This window comes from Mesorhizobium sp. M4B.F.Ca.ET.143.01.1.1 (genome assembly GCF_004792275.1).
Lineage (GTDB): Bacteria > Pseudomonadota > Alphaproteobacteria > Rhizobiales > Rhizobiaceae > Mesorhizobium > Mesorhizobium abyssinicae.
This window is the reverse complement of record NZ_SRSR01000010.1, coordinates 73,779-96,667: the sequence shown is the minus strand read 5'-3', so window position 1 is coordinate 96,667 and position 22,889 is coordinate 73,779. Positions and strand designations below refer to the sequence as shown.

Genomic DNA, 22,889 nt, shown 5'->3' with positions numbered 1-22,889 from the left:
TCAGCGCTTTTTATGCGATGAGACGGGAAATTCGAGCGTCTGGCCATCCCGCGCGGCAAAAGCGCCTGCAAACCGGTCTTTGGCCAATTTCTCCATCTCGTCCAACTGATCGTCGGTGCGCGACGGATCGTGGTGAAACAGGGCAAGCCCCCGCGCGCCGGCAGCCTCACAGAGCTTGACTCCCTGTTGCCATGTCGAGTGCCCGTTGCCGCGGTAGCGCTCCATTTCCTCCTCGGTGTAGGTGCAATCGTAAATGACGAGGTCGGCATCCTCGATGAGATCGAGGATCGCCTGATCGAGCTGGCCCGGCTCGTGCTCGGTGTCCGTGATCACCGCCACGACGCGGCCACCCCATTCGACCCGGTAGCCTATGCAGCCACCGGGATGGGTGAGACTGCCGGTTCGGACCACCACCCCTTGGCGCGGCCGAAGCACGTCTCCGGATACGAAATCGCGATAGTCGAGGCTTGCCTTGCAGACATCCAGTCTCACCGGAAACCAGGGCGGCCGCATGAACTCATCGACCATCTGCCGGGTCGTCATGCGTCCTGCAAGATGCCCGGACCAAAGCCTGAGTTTGACGCTCCGGTCATACATCGGCTTAAAGGCCGGCAGCCCGATGATGTGATCGTAATGACAATGCGTGAAAAACAGATCGAAATCGGTCACGCCCGACGCACGAAGCGCCCAGCCGGCAGGCCGCAGGCCAGAGCCCGCGTCGAATAGAAGCGTATGCTTGCCGCATCGCATCTCGATGCAGATTGTGTTGCCGCCATAACGAGAGAATTCTGGCCCCGATACCGAAATGCTGCCGCGCACGCCCCAAAACCTGACCAGGAAAACGTCGTCGTCCATGCAAGCCCTTCGTAGTCCCCCTCGGCCATCGTAGCCAAACAACTGCTGCTAGGCGAGAAAGGTTTTCCTCCTGATGACCTTGTCCGTGAGAGGCCCGTGCCATCACGACGGCAAGGATCGAGCGCAATTCATTCGTTATTGGCGCTTCGCGCGTCGATCAGATCCGCGGTCGTATGGCTCAGGCGATCGGCAAGAACCCGAACCATCTCGATGGTCATTTCCGGGAACTCCTTCATAAGCCTTAGGAAATGATCCTTGTGAATTCTCAAGGCTTCAACCGGACTTGCGGCTCTGACGGTGGCCGTGCGGGAGCTGTTGCACAATATGGCGATCTCGCCAACGATCGAATTTGGCAGCAGTTCGGCAACTTTTATCGGTCCGCTGTCGGAATCGACCAGAATATCCGCCCTGCCTGAAAGGATGACATAGGCCGCATCTCCCTCATCACCCTGCCGGAAAAGGATCTGGCCGGCGGCGTAGCTCACGCGATCGGATGTGAACGCAAGCAGCTTGAGCTTTGTCGGCTCTATGCCAGAGAACAAGGGAACGCGTTGCAGCATTCCAACCTCATCCTTGAGCAGCATTGTCGCGAACCTTCCCAAAACTCACGTCTGCGAGACTAGAACAACCGACCCCCAGATAGGATCAATTCTGTTTCCGGGTAGCGGGACGAACCACGCGAAAGGTGGCGGGCCCGATCAGCCGGAAACCCGAATCCCTTGACCTTGCCACAAGTTCCCACCGGCAGAATGATCCCATCTGAATGTCCAATGCTCTATGATAGCAGTTCCTTGAAGATACCGCTCTCCGCCAAAAGTGTCTCGTGTGTTCCGTCTTCAACCAATTGGCCCGAGTCGAAGACGACAACGCGATCGAACATCATCCCCATTGCCGGATTCGTCACCACCCACACAATTGCCGGCGAATGGCCGTCGCGTCTGGCCTCCTCGAGCACGTTTTGCAGCACCTTGTCCTGCATACGCTGGTCGAGCGCCGACAGCGGCCGGTTGAGAATGAGAAAATCGGGACGCTTGAGCAAGGCCCGGGCGACGTCGAGCTTCTGGCGCTGTCCACCGGTCAGCCGCCTACCGCCGGAACCGACATTGAAGTCCAGACCGACATCCAGAACTTCGGCATAGAGCCCCAGCTCGTCAAGAATGTCATAGACGATGGAGCGTATGCGGTCCGGCGCGTCGGGATGGTTGTTGCCCACGCGGCCGAACAGGACATTGTCCATGACGGTAGCCGCGGCGATGTATTTGGCGGGATCATACCGTTCGACCGCATTCTGCAGCTCGGGCGGCAGGTTTTCATAGAATCCGTTGCGCGCAGCGACGATCTTGCTCATCAGCTCGTCGCTCAGCAGGCCGAAGCGATGCCGGGGCTCGATATAGGCAAAGCTCAAGGTGACGATCATGGCGCGATCGTTCTCTGAGACCGCCTCGTAGGGACGGTTCTTGAGCCGTTGCAGCAAGGTTTCGTAGGCGGGTATCTCCTCGGCGCTCATGAAGGCGAGCTGCTGGAAGAACTGGTGATCGGGCGGCAGGTCGGCAAACAGCTCGATCGCCTGGTCGGCGATCTCCATGCCCATTTCGTAGAGCGTGCGGTCGAGGCCGGCCTGGCTCAGCACAGAAGCAAAATACGGATTGGCCGCCAGAGCCCTGTCGGCCAGTTCGGGGCCGGCGGCAGCGCCGAAGAGCAGGTTCTGGCCGATCGTTGCTTCCTTGTTGTAGGCGCCCGGTTCGAAAGGAACCACCAGTCCGCTCAGCCCTTCGTGTTCCAGCCGCGTTCGCAGCGCCGCACGCAGTTCGACGATTCGCCTGGCAAGCTCCGTGTGACGCGTCAGGTCGGCCGAAGAGCGCAGGCCAAGATCCAGAATGTCGCGCGACAGAATAACCGCGTCGAGCACCCGGCGCACGGCTTCAAAGAGGTCGTGCGGGCCGGTAGCGCCGGCGGAAGCGTAGTCGATCCAGTCGCTTTGGATATCATGATCGGGATTGCCCGACCGGCGCGCCTCGTGGATGTTCCATCGGCGCTGGTCTGCCGCAGCGCCGTCATAAGTCACCGATGTCAGCGGCGCATGCTTCAACCCGTAGAGCAGGTTGTCGCGGAGGCTTGCCTGGAACAGGAAAACATCCGACGAGGCATAGGACATGCGCCGGCCGGTCACTGCTTCGGGGAGTTCAAGCAGGTCGTGGGCGCCCGAAGCGACCTTGCCGCCTTTCGGCCGGTTCAGCCGCGCGAAGGCTTCCGCCAGCGCCTCCGCTCCACCTGTTGCGGTACTGACCAGCGCCACCGTCTCACCCGGCTTGACCTGGAGGGAGATACGGTCGAGGAGCAATGCACCGCCATCGTCCGCTATCGACAGACCGATCGCCGACAGCGGGCCGGTCATCGGCCCGGGGGCGTCGATCGTCAATGCCCCGATTGTCGGCGCAATGACACCGTCGACGGTGAACTGTTCGACGACCTGCTGATATTTGACCTGGACATCCTGCCGCGCCTGATCCCAGTCGATCAGTTCCTTCATCGGTCCGGGCAGGTCCTTGTAGGCGCCGATCACGGCCACGAGCTGGCCGACGTCCAGCCGCCCCTCGATGACCAGATACCCGCCGATCATGTAGAACAGGAAGGGCGTCAGCTGCGCGAGAAAATTGTTGAGGAACTTTACCATGAATTTCCATTGGTAAAGATCGAAGCGGATCTTGAAGATGAGCCCTAGCCGGGCAGCTATGTCGGCGCGCTCGTAGTTCGAGGTGTCGTGGACGTGAACCGCGCCGATGCCGTCGACGATTTCGCCAACCCGGCCCGAAAGCGCGCGCGCCGTCAGCTGCCGTTCGCGACCGAGGACGATCAGCCGCCGCCGCATTCGCGGGATCAGCACGATCTGGATCACCACGATCACGACCGCTATCGTTCCGAGCCAGAAATTCTGGACCATGATGAACAGCATGGCCGTCAGCGCCTGGCCGCCGAGCAGCACCGGCTGCAGGAAGGCGTCGCCGATGAAGCCGCCCAGCGGCTCCACCTCGTCCTTGACCATGGTCGCCACTTCGGCGGATTTCACCCGTTTGAAGTAAAACGGCGGAAACCGCAGCACTCGATCAACCAGATCGAAGCGGATACGCCGCAGCATGCGTTCGCCGAGGCGGCCCTTGTAGGTGTTGATGTAGAGTTTAAACAAGCCGTTGATGACGACCAGCAACAGGAACACGACGCTTAGGGCAAGCAGCGTTGCCGAGCGGTCGAGCTGAAAGCCGGAGAAGAACTGGACCTCGCCAATGAACGGCAGGTCATAGTGCAGTCTCATGAATGGCTGGGTGGCGCCCGGTTGCTCGAAGCCTTTGCCTTGGATCGGGCCGTTGACGATCAGCTTCGGCAGGTCGAAGGACATGAAATACGGGATCATCGAAAGCAGGACGATCATCAATATCCAGAGCTGCTGCTTCCTGGTGTGCCTCCAGATATAGCGGGCTAGGCTGGGTTCCATATGCGACTGTGGGTCCTTCAGCTGGAAGGATGCAGGATGTGAGAGCACCTGCCGGCGAAGGGCGCATCGGCAAGGTCTTCGTCGCCAAAGACAAGCTCGCAGCCGCAGCCCACCCAGGACGCCTTCGGTCCGGACAGATGCAACCGGCCCTCTCCGGGCAATGGCGAAGCGGCTAACAGCATAATCACGTCCCGGATCAAACAGCCTTGCGGGGGGCAAGATTGCGTTGTGTCGCCCGAAATCCCACCATACAAGACGACTATGATGGATGTCACGCAACCACGCAATGCCGCCTTGGACGGGCACGAGCAGGCCCTGGACCTTACGCGGGGAATTGCTGCCTATGTCAACCACCCTCTCGTGAGCGGGCTGGCGCGCGTCATCGCCAAGCATCCGCGGGCCGACATCGCCAACGCCTTCAACCACAAACAGGTCGCCTGCAAGATGTGGGCGCTCGACAGGCTTTTCGAAAGCTGCGGCGGCCGGTTCGAGCGCATATGGGTGCTGGGTGGATGGTACGGCGTATTGCCGGCAATGCTTTTCAACGACGCCCGTTTCGACATAGCGGCGGTCGATAGCATCGATATCGATCCCGAAGTCGGCGCGGTGGCCCTGACCCTCAACCGGGAAGCCGGCGACCGGTTCCGGGCGCTGACGGACGATATGTACGCACTCGACTATGCGGCCGGGCAACCCGACCTGGTGGTCAATACAAGCTGTGAACACATAGCCGATCTCGGCGCCTGGCTTGCTCTGCTTCCGCGCGGCACGACTGTCCTGCTGCAATCGAACGACTATTTCAGCGAGCCGACGCACATCAACTGCGTGGCTTCACTTGCAGCGTTCGAAGCCATGGCGGCGCTGCGCGAGATCAGGTTCTCCGGCGAGCTGCCGACGAAGAAATATACGCGCTTCATGCTGATTGGAACTGTTTGAAGCGCTTTGCGCGTCTCTAACACGGACGCGACCCGCGTTAGGATTTCAAGGACCAGGCTCGATGCCGCTCGCGCAGGATTTGCGCCGCGTGATGCGCGCCTTCCAGGTCGAGGCGATGCGCGGATGGCGCCGGCGCCACCAGCGCCTGTTCGATCGCTTGCGCCAAACCTTCAGGCGTTAAGTCCTTTTCCGTCAGCACCGTTGCAAGACCGAGTTCTTCGAGCATCAGGGCGCGAACCGTTTGTTCGGTCTCCCCACCGGCTGCAAATGGAACCAGCAGGGAGCGGCAACCGGCGCGCAGGACATCGCAGACCGTGTTGTAACCCGCCTGCGAGACCGACAGGCGGGCGCCGGTCAGCAGGCTGGCGAAATCCTCGCGGAACCGGAAGATGGACAGCCCCGGCGTGGCATCGCGCGCGATCGCGTCAAATTCGTCTTTCGGCAAGTTTGGGCCGGTGATCAAACACCATTTCCAAGCGTTGTTGGCATTCCTTGCGGCGGCGATGGCGGATCTGACCAGGTGTTTTCCGGCAGCGCCGCCGCCAACCGACACCAGAACGTCGAAGCGCTCGGAGGCCGCGGGCGGTGGCGGCGCGGCAACGAGCCCCGTGTAGGTGACCTCGGCTGTGATCGCCCCGGCCAGTGGAAATGTCTTGTCGATGGTTGCGAAAGCCGGATCGCCGTGAACCATGACAACGTCGAAATGCCTGTTGATAAGATCGACCGTTTCCTCGTTTCGGCCCGGCTTGACGCGCTCCTGAAGGATATCACGGACAGACGTCGCCAACAGCGGCCTGGGCGATGTCGCGTCGATGGCCTCGATCAGCGGCATGAGTTCGAAACGCATCTGCCGGCGTCCAAATGGAAACGCCTCGATCATGACGATATCAGGCCTGCAATCCCGAAATGCCTGCAGCAGCATCTCTGAACGCCGCTTCTTGAAATCATCGTCGATGGGTTTGCCTTGCAGGTCGACAAGGCCGGAAAATCCTTCATCACTTGAGGTGACAGGTGGCAGGATTACCGACTTTACCCCCGGTCCCGGAAATCCCGCGACCGGCGCTCCGCCGGTCACGACGGTGACGTCAAACCCATCATCGACCAGAGCCGCCGCGATGCGGCTGGTGCGCGCGAGATGACCGATGCCGAGCAGGTGCTGGACATACAAGAAGGCGCGCAGCCGCATCATTCGGCAGCCTGCCACTCCTGTTGGAACAGCTGTTTGAGCTGCCCAATGCTTGCCATATGGTCGAAATTGCTTCGCACGCGCCGTTCGGCGGCGTCGCCGAGGCGAGCGCGCAGCGCGGGATCACGGATCAGGCGCTCCAGCGCCTGTGCCAAGGCAATCGGGTTTTCCGTCGGAACCAGCAGCCCGGTTTCATCCGGCGATAAAAGCTCCGGCACGCCGGAAATGTCGGTCGACACGCAGGCAAGCCGCTGGCTGGCCGCCTCGACCAGAACATTCGGCAGGCCGTCCCGGTCACCATTTGCAGTGATCCTGCAGGCCAGGGCGAAAATGTCGGCGCTTCGATAGTGCTCAAGCACCTCCTCCTGCGCAAGCGCACCTTTCCAAGCGACGCGACCATCCAGGCCGAGCTTTAGCGCCAGCGCCTTGAGCCGTTCCAGTTCCTCGCCGCCGCCGATGTGCTCGAAACGCCACGCCAAATCGGCTGGCAGGAGGGCAAGGGCCTCCAGCAAGATATCGTAACCCTTCTTTTCGACGGCGCGCCCGACACTGAGAACGACAACCGGTTCGCCCGGCGCCGAGCCGTCATGCTGCTTTCGCGCCTCGCCGAAGCTGCCGAAGCGATCAAGATCGAGCCCATGATAGCTCAGATGTACGGACGAGTTGCCGTTGGCGAGTTCCTTCAGACGGTCGAAGCCTGTTCTTGTGCAGGTGACCGTCCAACGCGCCGAGGACAGCTTGCCGGCCAGATCCCAGTCCGCCGAAGTCCAGATGTCCTTGGCATGGGCCGAGCAACTCCAGGGCAGACCAAGAAGCAGGCTGGCATAGCGCGTCACCGATGCCGGCGTGTGCACGAAGTGCGCATGCAACCATCCCGCGTCTTGCGGCCATTCGGCGGCCAGCACGAGTGCCTGCCCGAAGCGGCGCACGCGATTGCGCGTAAAGTCGCGGGGGATATCGGTGGCCAGCGATCCGAGCGCGCGCCAGAAGCCCGGACGCGGCAGACAGGCAAACAGCGAGCGAACCACGCGTAGCGGCTCTTGATGCAGATATTCCGGCAGATAATGGACCGGCGCCTTGATCTCGTCATGCACGGGGTGGCGTTTCGCGTCGGTCGGCCGCCTGAGCGCGACGAGTACCAGGTCGAACCCCGCACGCTCCAGACCGAGCAGTTCCTGCGCGATGAAGGTTTCCGACAGCCGCGGATAGCCCTTCAGAACCACGACGATCTTGCGACGTTGCAACTCAGTTCGATCCTTCGATGACCGAAAGGTGATGGCCGGCCCGCCGGTCGAGCAGTTCTGCGACGATTTCGGAAATATGAGGCAGCCCTTCCAGCGTCAGATGCGGATTGCTCTGCGACGGGCGAGGCCGGTCCGGCAGCGCCACCAGTGCATCGGCAAACCGCTGGGAATCCTTGGCCTCCTCCGGCAAAAGCATCTCGATGAGGCCGAGTTCTGCTGCACGCCGCGCGCGGATCAGCTGTTCCTCGCGGGGTTCGATGCGCGGCACGATCAGCGCCGGCTTGTCGAAAGACAGGATCTCGCAATAGGTGTTGTAACCGCCCATCGCCACAACCGCCTTGGCGCCGGCAATCAGGTCTTCCATGCGGTTGTCGAACTCGATGATCTTGATGTAGGGGATCTTGGACCCCTTCCTGAGCAGCTTGTTGCGCTTGCGCGCCGGCATGTAAGGCCCAAGCACGATCAGCGCCCTGTGCTGTAATTGCGGATCCTGCTGATAGGCATCGATAACGTCGTGGATCAGTTCGGCGCCGTCACCCCCGCCACCGGTGGTAACGAGGATATAGTCGCCCTCGGGCCGATGGCCGGGCAACTCGTTCCGCGGCAGGCTCCGTTGCAGGAAACCGACGAAGGTCATCTTTGCCCTGACAGCCGGCGGCACATCCAGGCCGGTCAACGGATCGTAGAAATCCGGCGGACCATAGGCCCAGACCTTGTCGTAAAACATGCCAATCTTGCGCATCACATCCCTGCGTGCCCACTCGGCTTCGAGCAGATGCGGCGCATCCATCACCTCGCGCAGGCCCAGCACGAGCGTGGTGCCTCGCGTCTTGAGATAGGACAGCGTGTCCTCGATCTCGCCGCGCAGGCCGAGCGGTTCCTTGTCGACGATGAAGATATCCGGCCGAAAGCTCTCGGCCGTGTGGCGGATGATCGACTGGCGCATCCTTAGCGTCTCGTGCAGATCGATATCCTTTTCCAGCGAGGTGTATTCGCCGTTGCGCAACTTGATGACGCTGGGGATCTTCACGAAGTCGACACGGGCGCGGTAATCAAAGGCGCCAGCGATGGTCGCACCCGAAATGATAAGCACCTGAAGTCCGCGGAAATCCTCGACCAGCGAATGCGCGATAGTCCGGCAGCGCTGCAGGTGGCCGAGCCCGAACGTGTCGTGGCTGTACATGAGAATTCGAGTGTTTTCTGCGTGCTGGGTCATTGTTGAACGTCTTTTCGAATTCTCGCCTTGAGGGCCGTCACCGACCCGCAGGCTCCGAAACCATCCTGGTCTACAGACCTGTTTTGAAACATGAAGGCGCAATTTTCAATTTGAATCACCCAAGAAGCCGCAGATCGCCTAGCAATCCGCGAACCCACCGACTTCTCTGCACACTGCGCCGACCGGGCCGAACGCGAAAGGCCCGATGGCGCTATTCACTCCAGAATCACACTTCGTTGTGTGCACGGACGCGCGGCGATATCGCGCAATTGTCTAGCTCGCAATGATGACGTCTTGCACCACAACATGGGCTTCTTCAAGGTAGGAGCAACGACGGGCATAGATGTCTTGCTTGCCGATTTGAGGGAAGGCTACAGCGCGATGCCGCTCATGATTCGACGATTGGGAGCCAGGAATCCGGCGCGCCCGGCACGACGTCTCCAATATCTAACCGCGATGTTTGCCCTGATTGCCGGGTCCCTTGTTGTCGGGATAGCCCTCTTCCTGGCCGGTCCGGCACAGGCCCAGACGCCGGCGACCGTCCCGCCCGAAAGGGTCAAACAGCTGTTCGAACTCCTCGACGATCCGTCGGTGAAGGCCTGGGTGGCCGAACAACGAAATCAGGACGCCGGTTCAACGGCAGCCCCTGCCGCGGCAGGCGCTTCACCGGCTGACGCATCGTCCGACGCCGCGGCCGCAACGGGCCAGATGAACACGATGGCATCCTCGACGCTCGATCGGATCAAGCATCACATCGAACGGATCGTGCGAACCTTGCCCTCGCTGCCCGGCCAATTCGCGCGCGTTCGGGAAGCGACCATGGAGGATATGTCCAGCAGGGGACCTGCCGGCGTATTGATGCTGATCGCGATTTTCATCGCTGCCGGCCTTGCGCTCACCTGGGCAACGTACAAGCTGACGCGTCCATTTCGCCTTTGGATCATCGCGCAATCGAAGGATACGCCGACCGGGCGGACCAAGAAGATTGGTGGCCGCCTGCTTTATTCCAGCCTGCTGATCGTCTCGTTCGCGCTGGGCAGCGCCGGCGCGTTCATGCTGTTCGACTGGCCAATGCTCATCCGTGAGATCGTGCTGACATTCCTGATGGCTGCAGTCGTTACATGGGGGGTGCGCACGTACCTCATAGCCCTGCTCGTCCCTTCCTTCATGCAGGTCGAGAACGCTGTCGAGGTTCGTGCCTTGCCGGTCAGCAACGAGACGGCCGACCATTGGTCCTATTGGCTGACGCGGATCGTCGGCGTCTTCGCCTTCTTCGCCGCCGCGTTTATCCTCCTGCCGGGTCTCGGCATCGACCGTGACGGCATGATGGTGCTGTCGGTGGGCGCCGATTTCGTGCTGCTGGTGCTCCTGCTGCTTGCCGTCTGGCGCCGGCCAAGGACACGGCGCGATGGGCACGGCCACACGGCAGCGACATGGCTGTTGACTGCCTATTTCGTCGCTCTGTTCCTGGAGCGCATCGTCGGCCTGTACACGTGGTTCTGGTTTACCTTGGCCGCATTCGTCCTGCCTTTTGCAATCGTGCTGACGCAGCGCGGGGTCAATTTCGTTCTGCGGCCGGGTTCGGAAGATGCCGGCCGGCCTACGATCCCGGCGGTGACGATCGCTGTGATCGATCGCGGAATCCGGATGATCCTGATCCTGGCGGCGGCTTACCTTCTTGCGCGTGTCTGGGGTCTGGACATGCAGGCCATGCGAGACGGCGATACGACGACCACGCTCATATTGCGCGGCCTGATCAATGTCATTGTCATTGCTCTTGCCGCCGATTTCGGCTGGTCGATCATCAAGGCCTTGATCGAACGAAAGCTGGGCATCGAAACGTCGCATGCGGTGATCGGCGAGGAGGACATCCCAACCCTCGATCCGCAGCAGGCGCGGCTGCGCACGCTGTTGCCCATCATCCAGAACATTCTGCTCGCAGTGATCGTCGTTATGGCGGTGCTGATGATGCTCGCCTCAATTGGTATCCAGATCGGCCCGCTGATCGCCGGCGCCGGCGTCGTCGGCGTCGCCGTGGGTTTTGGCGCGCAAACCATCGTCAAGGACGTGATCTCAGGCGTGTTTTATCTGCTCGACGATGCGTTTCGCGTCGGCGAATACATTTCATCGGGCAGCTACAGGGGTACGGTGGAGAGCTTTTCGCTGCGCTCGGTGAAGCTGCGGCACCATCGCGGCCCGCTGTTCACAATACCGTTCGGTGAACTCGGAGCCGTCCAGAACCAGAGCCGCGACTGGGTTACCGACAAATTCAACATCACCGTCGGCTATGACACCGACATCGACTTCGCTCGTAAGCTGATCAAGCGCATCGGCCTGGAACTGGCGGAAGACCCCGAATTCAAAAACTGGGTGATCGAACCGATCAAGATGCAGGGCGTACAGGAGTTCGGTGAGTACGGCATCGTCTTGAGGGTCAAGGTCACAACCAGACCGGGAGGCGCCTTCGCTATGAAAGGCAGATTCTTTTTACGCCTCCGCCAGGCCTTCAAGGAGCAGGGCATCGAACTCCCATTCCCGACCGTCCACGTCGAGGGGCTGCAGAACCCACATGGGGCAGAGAATGCGCCTGTGGAGATCACACCGGAGCTAAAAATGGCCGTTGCGCAGTCGCATACCAATCGGCGCAGAAAAAAAGCCGGCACAACGGAGTAGGAAAGCTGTGACGCCCGCTGGTAGCAGCGGAATGTTGATTATTTGCGTCAACGAGGCTGCAACCCTCGGTGATCCTTGCTCGTTTCCGATGGCGATGCGGCACCCGCATCCATGCTAGCTCAGTTGGGTGTGGCGTTCCTCACATCGGAAGCTCGGGGCTATTTTCGGCAAAGTATTCATGACTATCGCCATTTTCTGTAGCTTGCGGCGGGTTTTCAACCGCGAGTATCTTGGCAAAATTTTGACCGCCAGATGAATAGTCGTCCGTGAAGGCGACGACCTCAAAGTGACTAATTTCGTGTACAATCGTTCCAGATCTTGAATCCGTTCCTTTCAGAGCCGCCGACCAGAACTTTTGACAAACAAAAATATTATAAGGTTGATCACGGAACACATACGCATAGACATCCGGTCCGCAGATGCTGCCGTGGCATCCAAACGTTATTGTCTTGTTTGCAAGAGCATCCGCAATCTTCGAGAAATTTCCAGTGGTCTTTGCGTACAGTCCTACGGTATGCGCCCCAAACCATGTCCGATATCGTTGGGAATTCGGCTGCTGGGCAGAGGGCGTGCCCTGCAAAACCTGCAGGGCAGCCGAGGCTATGTTGTTTGCCTCCGCCAGCGCAGCGCCAATATCAGCCTGTTGAGAGCTGTCACAATGGTCGAATCTGGGTGCCGAGAGCGGTATCCGTTCCGGAGGAATTCGACCGGATAGAAGCCTGAACGTGGCGGCGTTGCTCAGAACCTGGGCGCGTCTCAGGGCAGCTGGATGACCAACCAGCAGACCCACTCGCTCTGTATCATAGGTAACCGCATAGTTCCCTGCTTCATAGATGGCGTAGTACAATGACAGATCGACGGTCGCCGAAATCGATCGTCCGGGTTCGATATCGATAAAATCAGCCTCGGTCGGTTCTGCTCGCTTCACCAAAGGGCCAATATACTGAATTGGCTGCGACCCTCTCGTCACTGAAAAAATTTGGCCCGAGACGCCGTCGATCGGCGTGGTCCATCTGAGCACCCTGATCGGGCTGCCCGATCGGTTCGTGAGAGTAAAAACAATAGTTAGGGGGGTATCGTTTCCATAAGAAGTCAGGCGCGATTGCAGAACTATCTCAATTTCCTGATTCTGCTGCGCAAACGCCAAGGGCACAAGGCTAAAAAAATACAAAAGTACAAGCGTCACACTCCGAACAATACTTGGCATTTTACGCTCCCATATAACCACGATCAGACGGAATTGCTGCGTCTACGTGAGTTTTTAGTTTGCGATAACATACCTGAATCGCCCGCAGCCTACCTTACAAATTAGGAATGAAATTGCTGCGGGCTGGGCATTGCAACTTACCTCAGATTCAAAAAAACAGGAACGCGAAATCATGTCCGTTGCCGCGAATGTCAGCGATTTCGACTGACACCTCTTTCGGGGTGGTATAAGATGAATGGGTACTTTCCCATCAAGCTCCATAGAGGGGGCCATCATGAGCGAGCGTTGGAAAGGCATAATCACTAACTGCGCGAGTTTGAGAAATCTTGCCCTGGTTTGTGGGTTCTTTTTTGCTTTAAGCGGCACTGCTTCAGCTGATTCCTGCGGAACAGATGCTACTGCCGGTTGGGATGTCGAGAATCCTCCGGCCGAGGATCGTCAAGCAATTCAAGATCTCTTGTCCCGCTATGCCTGGACGATCGACGAAAGAAATGCACCCGCGTTCACTGGTCTCTTTGCGGAACCGAGATCGTCTTACTATAAGATTTGCAGTTCAGGCAACAGTATCCTCAAGTTGACACTCGGCATGGGTCCGGAGTCGGCAACCGATCTCCTCGGACAGATGACAATAATACTTAAGAAGATGGAGACCGATAGCCTCCAGACTCGGCACCTCGTGACCAATACCTTGTTCGACGTGGTTGACGATAAGACGGTGAACACCAAATCGATAGTCCTGGTGACTCTGCAGGACTCCCACTCTCCGGCACCGGTTCTTGACTATTCGGCGGATGCCCGGGCCTCTTTTGTAAAGGGGGACGACGGCAGGTGGCGATTTCAATCGCTTACAGTCCACGCCGACTATGTTGCTGGCTCTATCGCAGCGAAGAAGCGATGACGCCCAGAGATCGGCCATGGGTTCACTGGCACGCTCCAGTGGGCTGAAATGCGTGCCGTTGCGCTGATCGCTGCGGTCCTCGGCATTGTGTTTGTCCTAATATCCGGGACGATCGGGCTTCGACATGCAGCTTTCGTATCGACGCCGCAAGCCGGTGAGAGGCACGGCTCCGATCAGGACGACCTGGATTCGAAGTCGTTCGCCAACGCCGTTACGCGATGGAATCCCGACATCTTTTGGGCGCCGGCCTCAAAGAGCACCGACGTCATAACCAGGTCTGGCGATGAAGCGCGAGCGATCTTCGGTCCTATTCCCGACGGCGATTGCGACAGCCCACAGATGAAGGTCATCCCACTGGAAGTCGACGGCAATGTCGTCGACCTCAAGCCCAATCCAACAAAACCGGGCACTCCGCTGGAGTTCGAGCACAGGAACGAGAACGGAGAGGTGGTGAAATGGACGGCGACTTTGCCCAAATGCGACAAGCCTTCGCTGACCGGCAGCACGACCTACTGTGGGCTGAACTCACGTGTCGTCAGAGTCGTGCGCGGCAACGTGGAATGGCTGTTCCTCTGCAGGAAATCGAATATCAGCCAGGAGGTCAGCACCGATCCCTACTGGACGCGGTCGGATCCGAGGTTTTCTGTCTTCGGCACCATCGGGTTCAACCGGAAATCCGGAGAAATTGTCTTCTTCGACGGCCGCAAGGACCAGAGCCAGTTCGATTGGTCAAAGCCCCTCGTTCCGCCGGGCGGGCGCAGCTATTCCGATGAAGCGGGAAGGGACACGGCGGAGAAAATCTATGATCCGACGTTCCAGATCTCGTGCCATGCATGCCATGACAACAAAAGCCCCTATGTGATCGATCCGCACATTGCGCAGAGCAGGGTCGGTTTTCGTTCGGCCGGCGATGCCAGATCGACCGCCTTCAGCCTGGGCGATTTTCTACCGCACCGGCCGCGGTTGCCGGACGCGCCGTTCCGCGTGGTCGGCTCCGGCTACACCGGCACCTACCGCAATGAACTCAGCCAAGCCAGGACGGTCGAAGATCCGACGGCCAACTGCACAAGCTGCCACACGCTTACCACACAAGTCACGGGCCGCCGTTTTGCCGCCGACGCGGCGGGGCACGAGCCGACAGTCACGTTGCCGACCTGGGTCCAGTTGCTCGAGCTGCACGAGGAACAGGTCGTCTACGCCGAGATAGAAGCACACCGCACGAACTGGGCGGCCGGCAGCGGTGGCATGCATCCCTGGATGTTGCCGGGGTCGGGCAATGACCTGTCCTCCAGCGCGCCGCGACTGAGCTCGGAAGACTGGCGCAAGCTGAGCGACTGTCTGTGGGGAGCCGGCGGCTCCGAGTGCGGCTACCGCCCGCTCTACACCGGCTGCCCGGCGCCGGAGGCGGAGGCGGAGGATGAAGGCTCTTCGCTCGCCGATGCCAGGATTCAGGTTTTGCCTCCCCTGCCCGGAGCGGCGGTGAAGACGCCTGTCCTTCGCGTAAGCTGGACCTTTCGCAACAGCTACGGTGGCGTTCCTGAGCGCGACGATGTCAGGATCAATGTGGCAGTCGGCGCCGCCGCGATTCCGGCAAACGGGGATCCACCGCAAAGCGGCGAATATCCGAGCATCGAGCAGGCAAAAGGAACCGACGCCGTGGCCATCTCCGGTCCCGTCAGTTCAGCCGGCTCCAGCTTGCTGGTCCAGGACGTTTCGTTTGCCGGCCACACGAAATGGAGCGACCCGACGCCGTCGATGTCGCCGCGCACCTTCCAGATCGATCTGCCTGGCGAATGCAACCGACGCACCTTGATCCGGCTGGTGCCCAAACGGTTCTGCTTCGACCAAAGCCAAGCGGCATTCAGCGAGGCAGACCATTTGGTCTATGCCGACGTTCGGTGTGACGAGCATCGATGATCCATCTGACGCGATCGAAAGCGGCTGGTGAGCGCCGCGATTTGCGATAACATGACCGGGTGCTACATGGTCGCCGCACCAAGGAGGGTCCCGGAGCGTGACCACGCCGGTTCCATTGGCTAGCCCGATTTTGCCCGGCCCGGCGAAGTCTGTTGCGGAGCGGCGTTATCTCACCATCCTGTTTTGCGACATGGTGGGGTCGACCGAATATGCCGACCGCCTGGATCCCGAGGATTTCCAACGCCTGATTGAGACCTTTCTGCAGACCTGCAGCAGCGTCGTGCGGCGCCACAAGGGTGTGACGGCCAGCTACATCGGCGACGCCATACAGGCCTATTTCGGTTATCCGATAGCTGGCGAGGACGACAGCGAGGTCGCGGTGCTGGCGGCGCTCGAGATCGTCGATGCGGTGGCCACCATCTCGGCAAATCAGGGATATCCGTTGCAAGTGCGGGTGGGCATCGCGAGCGGCCAGGTGGTGGTGGGGGAGTTCGTCGGCGCGCCGAGCGGCGTATCCACCGTCGCCTTCGGCCACGTCGCGCATCTGGCGGCGCGGCTGCAGGTACTGGCCAAGCCGAATATGGTCCTTGTCGACGCGGCGACCTTCGAGGCGGCGAGCGGCGCAATCGATTTCACCAGGTTCGGCAAACATGAGCTGAAGGGATTCGCCGAACCGGTCCAGGTTTGGCAGGTGCAGCGGCAGCGCATGGTGCCGACCCGTTTTGCAAAGCGCGCGCATATGACCAGGCTGTGCGGCCGCAATGCCGAACTGCGACTGCTGATGGAGCGCTGGGAGACCGTCGTGCGCGACAGGCGCGGCAGTGCGGTGTGGGTCTCGGGAGAGTCGGGTATCGGCAAATCCCGGTTGCTCAACGAGATCCAGCAGCGCCTGCGCAGCTTTCCGCAGCTGACCATGCAATGTTCTCCGACCTTCGAGAACAGCACCCTTTATCCGTTCCTCGCCGAATTGCAGAGGATCGCAACGATCGAGGACGGTGACCCAACGGAGGAAAAGCTCCGAAAGCTCAGCAACGGATTGTCGATGGGTTCGGTGTCCAGCGACGTCGCGCTGGCGATCTTCTCAAGCCTGCTCGGGATACCAACGGCCAGGCCGGACAGGCTCGAGGGAATTAGCGCCGAACGGCAGCGCAACATCGCCGAACAGGCGTTGATGGATCTGGTCGGTTATCTGGCGCGCACCACCCCGATCCTGATCTTGTTCGAAGATGAACAATGGGCCGATGCGACCTCGCGCGAGCTTCTCGACAAAATCGTCGCCAGCCTGGCTGCGACCCCCGCGCTGCTGCTCGTATCGAGCAGGAACACCGCAAGCCTTCCATGGTTCAACAGGCCGGATGTGCATCACATCAGGCTTGAAGCGCTCGGACGCGAGGATGCCGAAGCTATTGTCCATGACATCAGTCCGAATGCGGTCGCCGCTGATGTTTCAGTGGTGCTCGATCGCAGTGAAGGCGTCCCGCTCTATATCGAAGAGCTTACCCGGAGCGTGGTCGAAACAGGGTTGCGGCTGGACGCAGCGCAGCCCAAGCGTTTGTCACTCACGAACAACATTCCAAACTCCCTGCAGTTCTTGCTGCTTGCCCGCCTCGACAGGCTGGGGCCAGCAAAGGAAGTTGCGCAGATCGCAGCGGCGATCGGCCGAAAATTTGACTTCGACATACTGCGCGAGATTTGCGATTGGCCCGAAGCGGAGCTGCGCAACGCAGTTGGCGACCTGATGCGCACGGGGCTGGTCGTCGCCGAGCGAGGGACAGCCGGCGCGGGCTTTTCGTTCAGCCACGTGCTCCTGCAGCAGGCCGCCAGAGGCACGATGCTGCACGAACGTGCGCAGCAGATTCATCGGTTGATTGCCGAATGTATCGAACTGCGCGACCGCAACGCGGCTTTTGCCCGTCCCGAAGTGCTCGCCGAGCATTTCGCCGACGCAGGTCTGTTCGATCGCGCCGCTGATTACTGGCTGCTGGCAGGGGTGAAGGCAGCCAAGACTTGGGCAAAAGCTGACGCGGTGCGTATCTTCAGGAAGGGGCTTGAAGCCGCGAAACTCTTGCCCGATTCCGACGATCGCAGCCGCAAGCTGCTTCGCTTCGAACTGGAGCTGGGCGACGTGCTCTACGCCGCGCAAGGCTACGTGACCGGCGAAGGCAGTGCCGCATATCAGCGGGCCATAGCACTGAGCGGGAAGCTCGGCGAACCGGAAGCGACGATCAGGGCGCTCGACGGGCTTTTCGGAACCCATTTCAACTCGGGCCAGTTTGGCAAGGCCCTTGCAGCCAGCGATGAGTTGATCCGGGTTGGCGAGGAGGGCGGCTACCTGAATGCGCTCGTCATAGGTTTGCAGTTCAAGGGGATGACCCTGTTCAGTCAGGGCGAGTTGGTGGCGGCCCGGCAATATCTCGAGCGCGCTCTCAGCCACAAGGAAAGCGCGGACAAGGTCGGCAGCGACTTTCCGAGCATGGCCATGATCTACCTTTCCTGGACCTTGCACATTCTGGGGTATCGCCGTCAGGCGCTCAAACTCTACCTCGAGGCCGAGACGACCGTTCGGCAGCAGCCCGCCTATCGCTTGGCCGCTTGCCTGGGAAACGGCTGCGTGTTGTTCGCCTTCCGCGAAGAAAGCAGTTTGATCGCTCGACTGGCCGACGAACTCCTGCCGCTGGCGCAGGAAAATGGCTTCAATCTCTGGGCAAGGGTGGCGCGCTTTTTTGGCGGCCTGGCTGCATCGGACCTCGATGACAATCTGGCGGGAAGCCACATGATGGCATTGACCGAAAATGACCTTGAAGATCAGGAGGTCGACAAGTCGTGTTATTTAGGTTTACTCGCCAAGGCTTTCATGAACTCCGGGCAATTCGATATAGCGGCAGAGACCGTTGAGAAAGGTCTGCACGAGGCCGAAAAGATCGGCGAGCATTACTTTACAGCCGCCTTGCTTCGCATTCGCGGTGAGATCGAACTTGCAAACGGAGCGGGAGACAGGGCGGCAGAGGCTTCTTTCCGCGAGGCGATTGCCTTTGCGCGGCGGCAGAACGCCAGGAGTTGGGAGCTGCAGGCGACCACCAGTCTGGCGAAGCTATTGCGGTCACAGGGCAGGTTCGAAGAGGCCCGTGCGGAATTGCGGGAGATCAACGATTGGTTCATCGCAGCAGACGTGGCGTGATCGACGCCTTGTGCCAGCTACGATCGGCCGGCGGGCGCTGGATAGCTCCGCTGTTGATTTCGCTGGAAAGTTTCCAGCAGCCTCCGCAGCCCATCAAGATTGAGGATCCGGCGTGACGGTACTTAACGATCGTCTTCTCGAAAGCAAGATGACCAAGGTGGAGCAGTCGCGAGCCTGGAGCCCACGCGTCATCTCGAAATTCGAGACGCTGATCAGGAGCGCCGACGACCACTCACTCCATCGCGTCAATCCGTTGACCTTTGCTCGCGACCGCGCGGTCGCGGAGCCTGAAGCAATCGACCTCTTCCTTCATGCCGCCCGCTGCGGCTTGTTCGACATGAGCTGGGATGTGCTCTGTCCACAGTCCGGTATGGTGCTCGATAGTTTCGGCGCCCTGCGCACGCTGAAGACCCACTACGTCTGTGGCCTGTGCGACGTATCCGGCGACACCGACCTCGACGACTTCATCGAGGTCACCTTCTCGATATCGCCGAAGCTGCGGCGCCTGCCGTACCACGATCCCGAGACGCTTTCTGTCGAGGATTTTCACTGGAAACTCCACTTCGGACATGACGGGCGGCTACCGGGGCAAGACGTTCGCTTTCTGGACCTACTGCGCGGCTTCGTTCGGGGCATGACGTTTCTGCCGCCCGGCACCACCACAGTGCTCCGCGCCGACCTGGGACCGGGCGCGCTTGCGGGCGTCAACGTGCAGACGCAGGCCGCATTCGCGGTGCCGATATCAGGCGACCAGGTATCTGCGCCGACACTCCTGAAGATCGACTACGACGGCAAACGCTTCTTGCCGGCGTTGCCCGCCGTGCCACCCGGTCCGATTGTCATCGAGGTCGCGAACAGAGGGCCGGTGCGAGGTTCGTTGCTTGCCATCAACTGGCCGCCCGAGCTTGTCGCGCTGACGACCAAGCCGGCGCTCGATTTCGACCCCTATGTTTCCGGTGGAGCGCTGCTTGCGCGGCAGACCTTCCGCCAGCTCTTCCGGTCCGAACGTGTCGACGAGAAGGAGGGGCTCGGCATCCGGCAGATCACCTTCCTGTTCACGGACCTCAAGGGTTCGACCGCCATGTATGAACGGCTTGGTGACCTCAACGCCTACGCTTTGGTCCGCGAGCATTTCGCCCTGGTCAACGCGGCGGTGCAGCAACATGCCGGAGCGGTGGTCAAGACGATCGGGGATGCGGTGATGGCAGTCTTCTCGCAGCCTTCGGATGCGATTTCGGCTGCACTGCACATCTTTGAAGACATCGATCGCTTCAACGGCGAGCATGACGGGCCAGGGATCATCCTCAAGATCGGTGCCCACTGTGGACCGTCGATCGCCGTGACACTCAACGACAACCTCGACTATTTCGGCCAGACGGTGAATGTCGCCGCGCGCGTGCAATCGCTGGCGGAAGCCGGCCAGATCTGCATTTCCGAGGCGCTCCATTCCGCGCCCGGGGTCAGCGAAATGCTTGCCGGCCATCGCGTGTTTGGTTTTGACGCGCCCCTTCGGGGCGTGGAGGGTGATGCAACCGTCTATCGCATCATGCGGGGATAGATACGCTTGCGTGCCGACTCCAGCCGGCCGACCGGTTCAGCCGCAGGCTGGAAACATCATGTGGTGATGCCAGCGCTTTCCCAATCTCGTCGAGATGCACGATCTGCCGATGAAGGCGGGATCCTGGCGCCGCCACTTCGGTGATCTCAATGATGCTGGCTGGCGCGACGGGCATGCTCACGGATGTGTTCGCGAGAAATGCCGGCATCCGCCAGGGTTCTGTTCGGAACCCGCCGCAAGCTCGCAAGCGTCTGACGATAGACAAGCCAGCGGGTGAAACGGTCTCGAAGTTCATACAACATGATTGTCTCCTTTGGCGCGCGGAATGCCCCGCACGCCGGGTTTCTCGAAAACGCAAAGAGCCTGTGCAAGCGGGTGCATGACCGAAGGGACTGCACTGGCTTTCTGACCAGCCTGGGCGCCTGCCGCTGTCCCGCCAGGCACGATTGTCCAAGGCCGCCAATGGCTGCATACTTGCGATGATGCCCGCTTCGCGCTACAGCCAAGGTCGCAAGGCATTTTTCATTTCTGCAAAATGGATATTGGCTGGGACGATCTGAGGCTGTTTCTCGACGTTGCGCGACTGGGTGGCCTGAGCGCGGCGACGGCGACCACGCGCCTCAGCGCAGCTACCCTTGGACGACGCGTCACCGCGCTTGAAAAGCAGATCGGCGAGCCGCTGTTCGTGCGTCAGCAGACCGGCTACCGGCTGACCCCGGTCGGCGAAGAATTGCTGCGGCGCGCCGAGGACGTCGAGGCGGCAATGCAGTCGCTGACCCGCTGGCGCGAAGGAAGCCTGCCCGACCGCATTGTCCGCGTCTCGGCCGGGCCATGGACCTCGGCTTTCATTTCCGCCCATATCGGCGAGGTCTGGACGGTCGATGACGGCATAAGGATGGAGTTCGTCACCACCACCGACCGGGTCGACATCGGACGTCGTGCCGCCGACGTCGGCATCCGCAGCGAGCGCCCGACCGAGCAGTGGCTGGCTGGCCGTCAGAGCGGCAAGGTCGCCCACGCGCTTTACTCCGGACGCCACCTGATCAACGGCATCGCCGCCGGCTTGTTCGTCGGCGTCACCGGCGAAGGGGCAAACGTTGCCTCGGCGCGCTGGCTGCAAGCCCATCACGGCGACCGCATTGCGGTGCGCGGCAACAACACCCATTCGGTGCGAGAACTGGTGGCCGCCGGCGCCGGCCTTTCGATCTTTCCGTGCTTCGTCGGCGACAGCGATCCACGACTGGTGCGCGTCGCCCGGCCCATCCCCGAACTGGAAACCGACCAATGGATCGTCACCCATCACGAAGAACGCCACTCGCCGCCAGTGCGAAAAGTCGCCGACCGGATTGCCGCGTTGATGCAAGCGCACCAGCCGCTGTTTCGCGGCGAGACGCCGATGCAATGAGCCTCCAGAGGCCGATCTCGAGACCGTTCTTCCGTGCAAAACGTTGACGGGTGGCAGGCGGCAGTTCACCTTCGCTTGCCTGCCATCCACCTGATTTCTGGAATCCATCGAAGTCCATGCAATACGATACAACCCAGGCGACAAGGCAGGCTCAGAGGAACGATCAGAGCCATCCCGTCAGTGCGGACCTGATCGCTGTCGTCATTGCCGTGACGAATGGCGAGCCGCGCGTCCTGACCATCGAGCAGGCGCAAGCTTTGCCGTCCGGCCCTTTCGAGCTCGACCATCGCTCCTTGCAATCGGGCTTGCGGGCATGGGTGGAGCGGCAGACCGGTCACCTGCTAGGCTATATCGAGCAGCTCTACACGTTTGCCGATCGCGACAGGACAGGCGATGCGCGCGTGCAGATATCGATCAGCTATCTCGGCCTGACACGGGAAGAGCAGGCCGAAAGGTCGCCAACGCATGGTTGGCGGGGCTGGTATGAGTATTTTCCGTGGGAGGATCACCGCGTGGGCGCGCCGCCCATTCTGGCCGATATCCTCATGCCCCGGCTTTTGGCCTGGGCCGACGTTGCCGAGGATCTCGGCGTGCGCCGCGATCGCCGGCAACGCGTGGCATATGCCTTCGGCCTGGATGATCGCGGCTGGAACGAGGAGCTTGCTCTGCAGCGCTACGAACTGCTCTATGAGGCCGCGCTGGTGCCGGAGGCTACACGCGGCCGGGACAATGGCATTCCGCCGGCCATTCCGGGCCGACCAATGACTGCCGACCACCGCCGCATTCTGGCGACCGGGATCGCCAGGCTTCGAACCAAGATCAAATACCGCCCCGTCGTGTTCGAGCTGATGCCGCCGGCTTTCACGCTCTTGCAACTGCAGCGCACCGTCGAAGCGCTCGCTGGGCGGCTCGTGCACAAACAGAATTTCCGGCGCCTCATCGAACAGCAGGATCTGGTCGAGGAGACCGGGGAGACGATGTCGGACACCGGCGGGAGACCGGCCAAGCGCTTCCGCTTCCGCCAGACGGTTCTGGCGGAACGAACTGTCGCAGGGACAAAATTGCCACTTTCACGCGCTTGACATTCCTTATGCTCAAGTTAAGCATATACCCTAGTTATACTCAA

General features: G+C 60.6%; 16 protein-coding genes. 8 read left to right on the top strand and 8 right to left on the bottom strand.

From position 1 onward, the window contains the following. From EN786_RS23470 to EN786_RS23460, 3 genes are all read right to left on the bottom strand, one after another. A complete protein-coding gene (locus EN786_RS23470; RefSeq protein ID WP_127284752.1) occupies positions 1 to 855 on the bottom strand; it encodes an MBL fold metallo-hydrolase in 855 nt (284 codons plus the stop codon). A 128-nt stretch (positions 856 to 983) separates the two neighbouring features. Then, positions 984 to 1,439, bottom strand: coding sequence for a cyclic nucleotide-binding domain-containing protein (locus EN786_RS23465; RefSeq protein WP_127284751.1), 456 nt, complete (start codon positions 1,437 to 1,439; stop codon positions 984 to 986). Positions 1,440 to 1,630: 191 nt separating this feature from the next. Continuing rightward, a complete protein-coding gene (locus tag EN786_RS23460; RefSeq protein WP_128346031.1) occupies positions 1,631 to 4,345 on the bottom strand; it encodes an ABC transporter ATP-binding protein in 2,715 nt (904 codons plus the stop codon). A gap of 264 nt (positions 4,346 to 4,609) precedes the next feature. On the opposite strand from EN786_RS23460, the gene EN786_RS23455 reads away from it, so the two are divergent. Continuing rightward, positions 4,610 to 5,281, top strand: a complete 672-nt coding sequence (locus EN786_RS23455; protein ID WP_127309847.1) for a class I SAM-dependent methyltransferase — start codon at positions 4,610 to 4,612, stop codon at positions 5,279 to 5,281. Positions 5,282 to 5,318: 37 nt separating this feature from the next. Here EN786_RS23455 and EN786_RS23450 read toward each other — a convergent pair whose 3' ends face one another. The 3 genes from EN786_RS23450 to EN786_RS23440 are packed head-to-tail and all read right to left on the bottom strand — an operon-like array spanning position 5,319 to position 8,927. Continuing rightward, entirely contained in the window at positions 5,319 to 6,470 is a 1,152-nt protein-coding gene (locus EN786_RS23450; protein ID WP_127309845.1) for a glycosyltransferase family protein, read from the bottom strand. Next, complete coding sequence (locus EN786_RS23445) at positions 6,467 to 7,711, bottom strand: glycosyltransferase family 4 protein (RefSeq protein WP_127309846.1); 1,245 nt, start codon at positions 7,709 to 7,711, stop codon at positions 6,467 to 6,469. The genes EN786_RS23450 and EN786_RS23445 overlap by 4 nt, the downstream gene beginning before the upstream one ends. 1 nt (position 7,712) lies before the next feature. Next, positions 7,713 to 8,927, bottom strand: a complete 1,215-nt coding sequence (locus tag EN786_RS23440; protein WP_127283545.1) for a glycosyltransferase family protein — start codon at positions 8,925 to 8,927, stop codon at positions 7,713 to 7,715. Positions 8,928 to 9,221: 294 nt separating this feature from the next. Between EN786_RS23440 and EN786_RS23435 the strand changes: the two genes are divergently transcribed. Next, positions 9,222 to 11,600 (top strand): mechanosensitive ion channel family protein, encoded by a 2,379-nt coding sequence (locus EN786_RS23435; protein ID WP_246688750.1) that lies wholly within the window; start codon positions 9,222 to 9,224, stop codon positions 11,598 to 11,600. Positions 11,601 to 11,739: 139 nt separating this feature from the next. On the opposite strand, the gene EN786_RS23430 is transcribed toward EN786_RS23435, so the two are convergent. After that, positions 11,740 to 12,807, bottom strand: coding sequence for a M35 family metallo-endopeptidase (locus tag EN786_RS23430; protein ID WP_127392099.1), 1,068 nt, complete (start codon positions 12,805 to 12,807; stop codon positions 11,740 to 11,742). A gap of 274 nt (positions 12,808 to 13,081) precedes the next feature. Here EN786_RS23430 and EN786_RS23425 point away from each other — a divergent pair, with 274 nt between their 5' ends. The 4 genes from EN786_RS23425 to EN786_RS23410 all read left to right on the top strand — a co-directional run bounded on the left by EN786_RS23425 (position 13,082) and on the right by EN786_RS23410 (position 20,358). Continuing rightward, positions 13,082 to 13,705, top strand: a complete 624-nt coding sequence (locus EN786_RS23425) for a nuclear transport factor 2 family protein (RefSeq protein WP_187331229.1) — start codon at positions 13,082 to 13,084, stop codon at positions 13,703 to 13,705. A gap of 48 nt (positions 13,706 to 13,753) precedes the next feature. After that, a complete protein-coding gene (locus tag EN786_RS23420; RefSeq protein ID WP_127310788.1) occupies positions 13,754 to 15,622 on the top strand; it encodes a hypothetical protein in 1,869 nt (622 codons plus the stop codon). 97 nt (positions 15,623 to 15,719) lie between these two features. After that, positions 15,720 to 18,800, top strand: a complete 3,081-nt coding sequence (locus EN786_RS23415; RefSeq protein ID WP_127310789.1) for an adenylate/guanylate cyclase domain-containing protein — start codon at positions 15,720 to 15,722, stop codon at positions 18,798 to 18,800. A 112-nt stretch (positions 18,801 to 18,912) separates the two neighbouring features. Then, a complete protein-coding gene (locus EN786_RS23410) occupies positions 18,913 to 20,358 on the top strand; it encodes an adenylate/guanylate cyclase domain-containing protein (RefSeq protein ID WP_127310790.1) in 1,446 nt (481 codons plus the stop codon). Between the two features lie 146 nt (positions 20,359 to 20,504). On the opposite strand, the gene EN786_RS23405 is transcribed toward EN786_RS23410, so the two are convergent. After that, entirely contained in the window at positions 20,505 to 20,660 is a 156-nt protein-coding gene (locus EN786_RS23405) for a DUF1127 domain-containing protein (RefSeq protein WP_127310791.1), read from the bottom strand. 233 nt (positions 20,661 to 20,893) lie between these two features. On the opposite strand from EN786_RS23405, the gene EN786_RS23400 reads away from it, so the two are divergent. Together EN786_RS23400 and EN786_RS23395 are read left to right on the top strand one after the other, a co-directional pair. After that, positions 20,894 to 21,763 (top strand): LysR family transcriptional regulator, encoded by an 870-nt coding sequence (locus EN786_RS23400; protein ID WP_127310792.1) that lies wholly within the window; start codon positions 20,894 to 20,896, stop codon positions 21,761 to 21,763. 116 nt (positions 21,764 to 21,879) lie between these two features. Next, complete coding sequence (locus EN786_RS23395; protein ID WP_127310793.1) at positions 21,880 to 22,845, top strand: hypothetical protein; 966 nt, start codon at positions 21,880 to 21,882, stop codon at positions 22,843 to 22,845. Positions 22,846 to 22,889 lie beyond the last annotated feature (44 nt).

Coding starts and splice junctions, on each gene's coding strand:
- EN786_RS23470 (WP_127284752.1), bottom strand. CDS start 855: ATGGACGACGACGTTTTCCTGGTCAGGTTTTGGGGCGTGCGCGGCAGC.
- EN786_RS23465 (WP_127284751.1), bottom strand. CDS start 1,439: ATGCTGCTCAAGGATGAGGTTGGAATGCTGCAACGCGTTCCCTTGTTC.
- EN786_RS23460 (WP_128346031.1), bottom strand. CDS start 4,345: ATGGAACCCAGCCTAGCCCGCTATATCTGGAGGCACACCAGGAAGCAG.
- EN786_RS23455 (WP_127309847.1), top strand. CDS start 4,610: ATGGATGTCACGCAACCACGCAATGCCGCCTTGGACGGGCACGAGCAG.
- EN786_RS23450 (WP_127309845.1), bottom strand. CDS start 6,470: ATGATGCGGCTGCGCGCCTTCTTGTATGTCCAGCACCTGCTCGGCATC.
- EN786_RS23440 (WP_127283545.1), bottom strand. CDS start 8,927: ATGACCCAGCACGCAGAAAACACTCGAATTCTCATGTACAGCCACGAC.
- EN786_RS23430 (WP_127392099.1), bottom strand. CDS start 12,807: ATGCCAAGTATTGTTCGGAGTGTGACGCTTGTACTTTTGTATTTTTTT.
- EN786_RS23425 (WP_187331229.1), top strand. CDS start 13,082: ATGAGCGAGCGTTGGAAAGGCATAATCACTAACTGCGCGAGTTTGAGA.
- EN786_RS23420 (WP_127310788.1), top strand. CDS start 13,754: ATGCGTGCCGTTGCGCTGATCGCTGCGGTCCTCGGCATTGTGTTTGTC.
- EN786_RS23405 (WP_127310791.1), bottom strand. CDS start 20,660: ATGTTGTATGAACTTCGAGACCGTTTCACCCGCTGGCTTGTCTATCGT.
- EN786_RS23400 (WP_127310792.1), top strand. CDS start 20,894: ATGGATATTGGCTGGGACGATCTGAGGCTGTTTCTCGACGTTGCGCGA.
- EN786_RS23395 (WP_127310793.1), top strand. CDS start 21,880: ATGCAATACGATACAACCCAGGCGACAAGGCAGGCTCAGAGGAACGAT.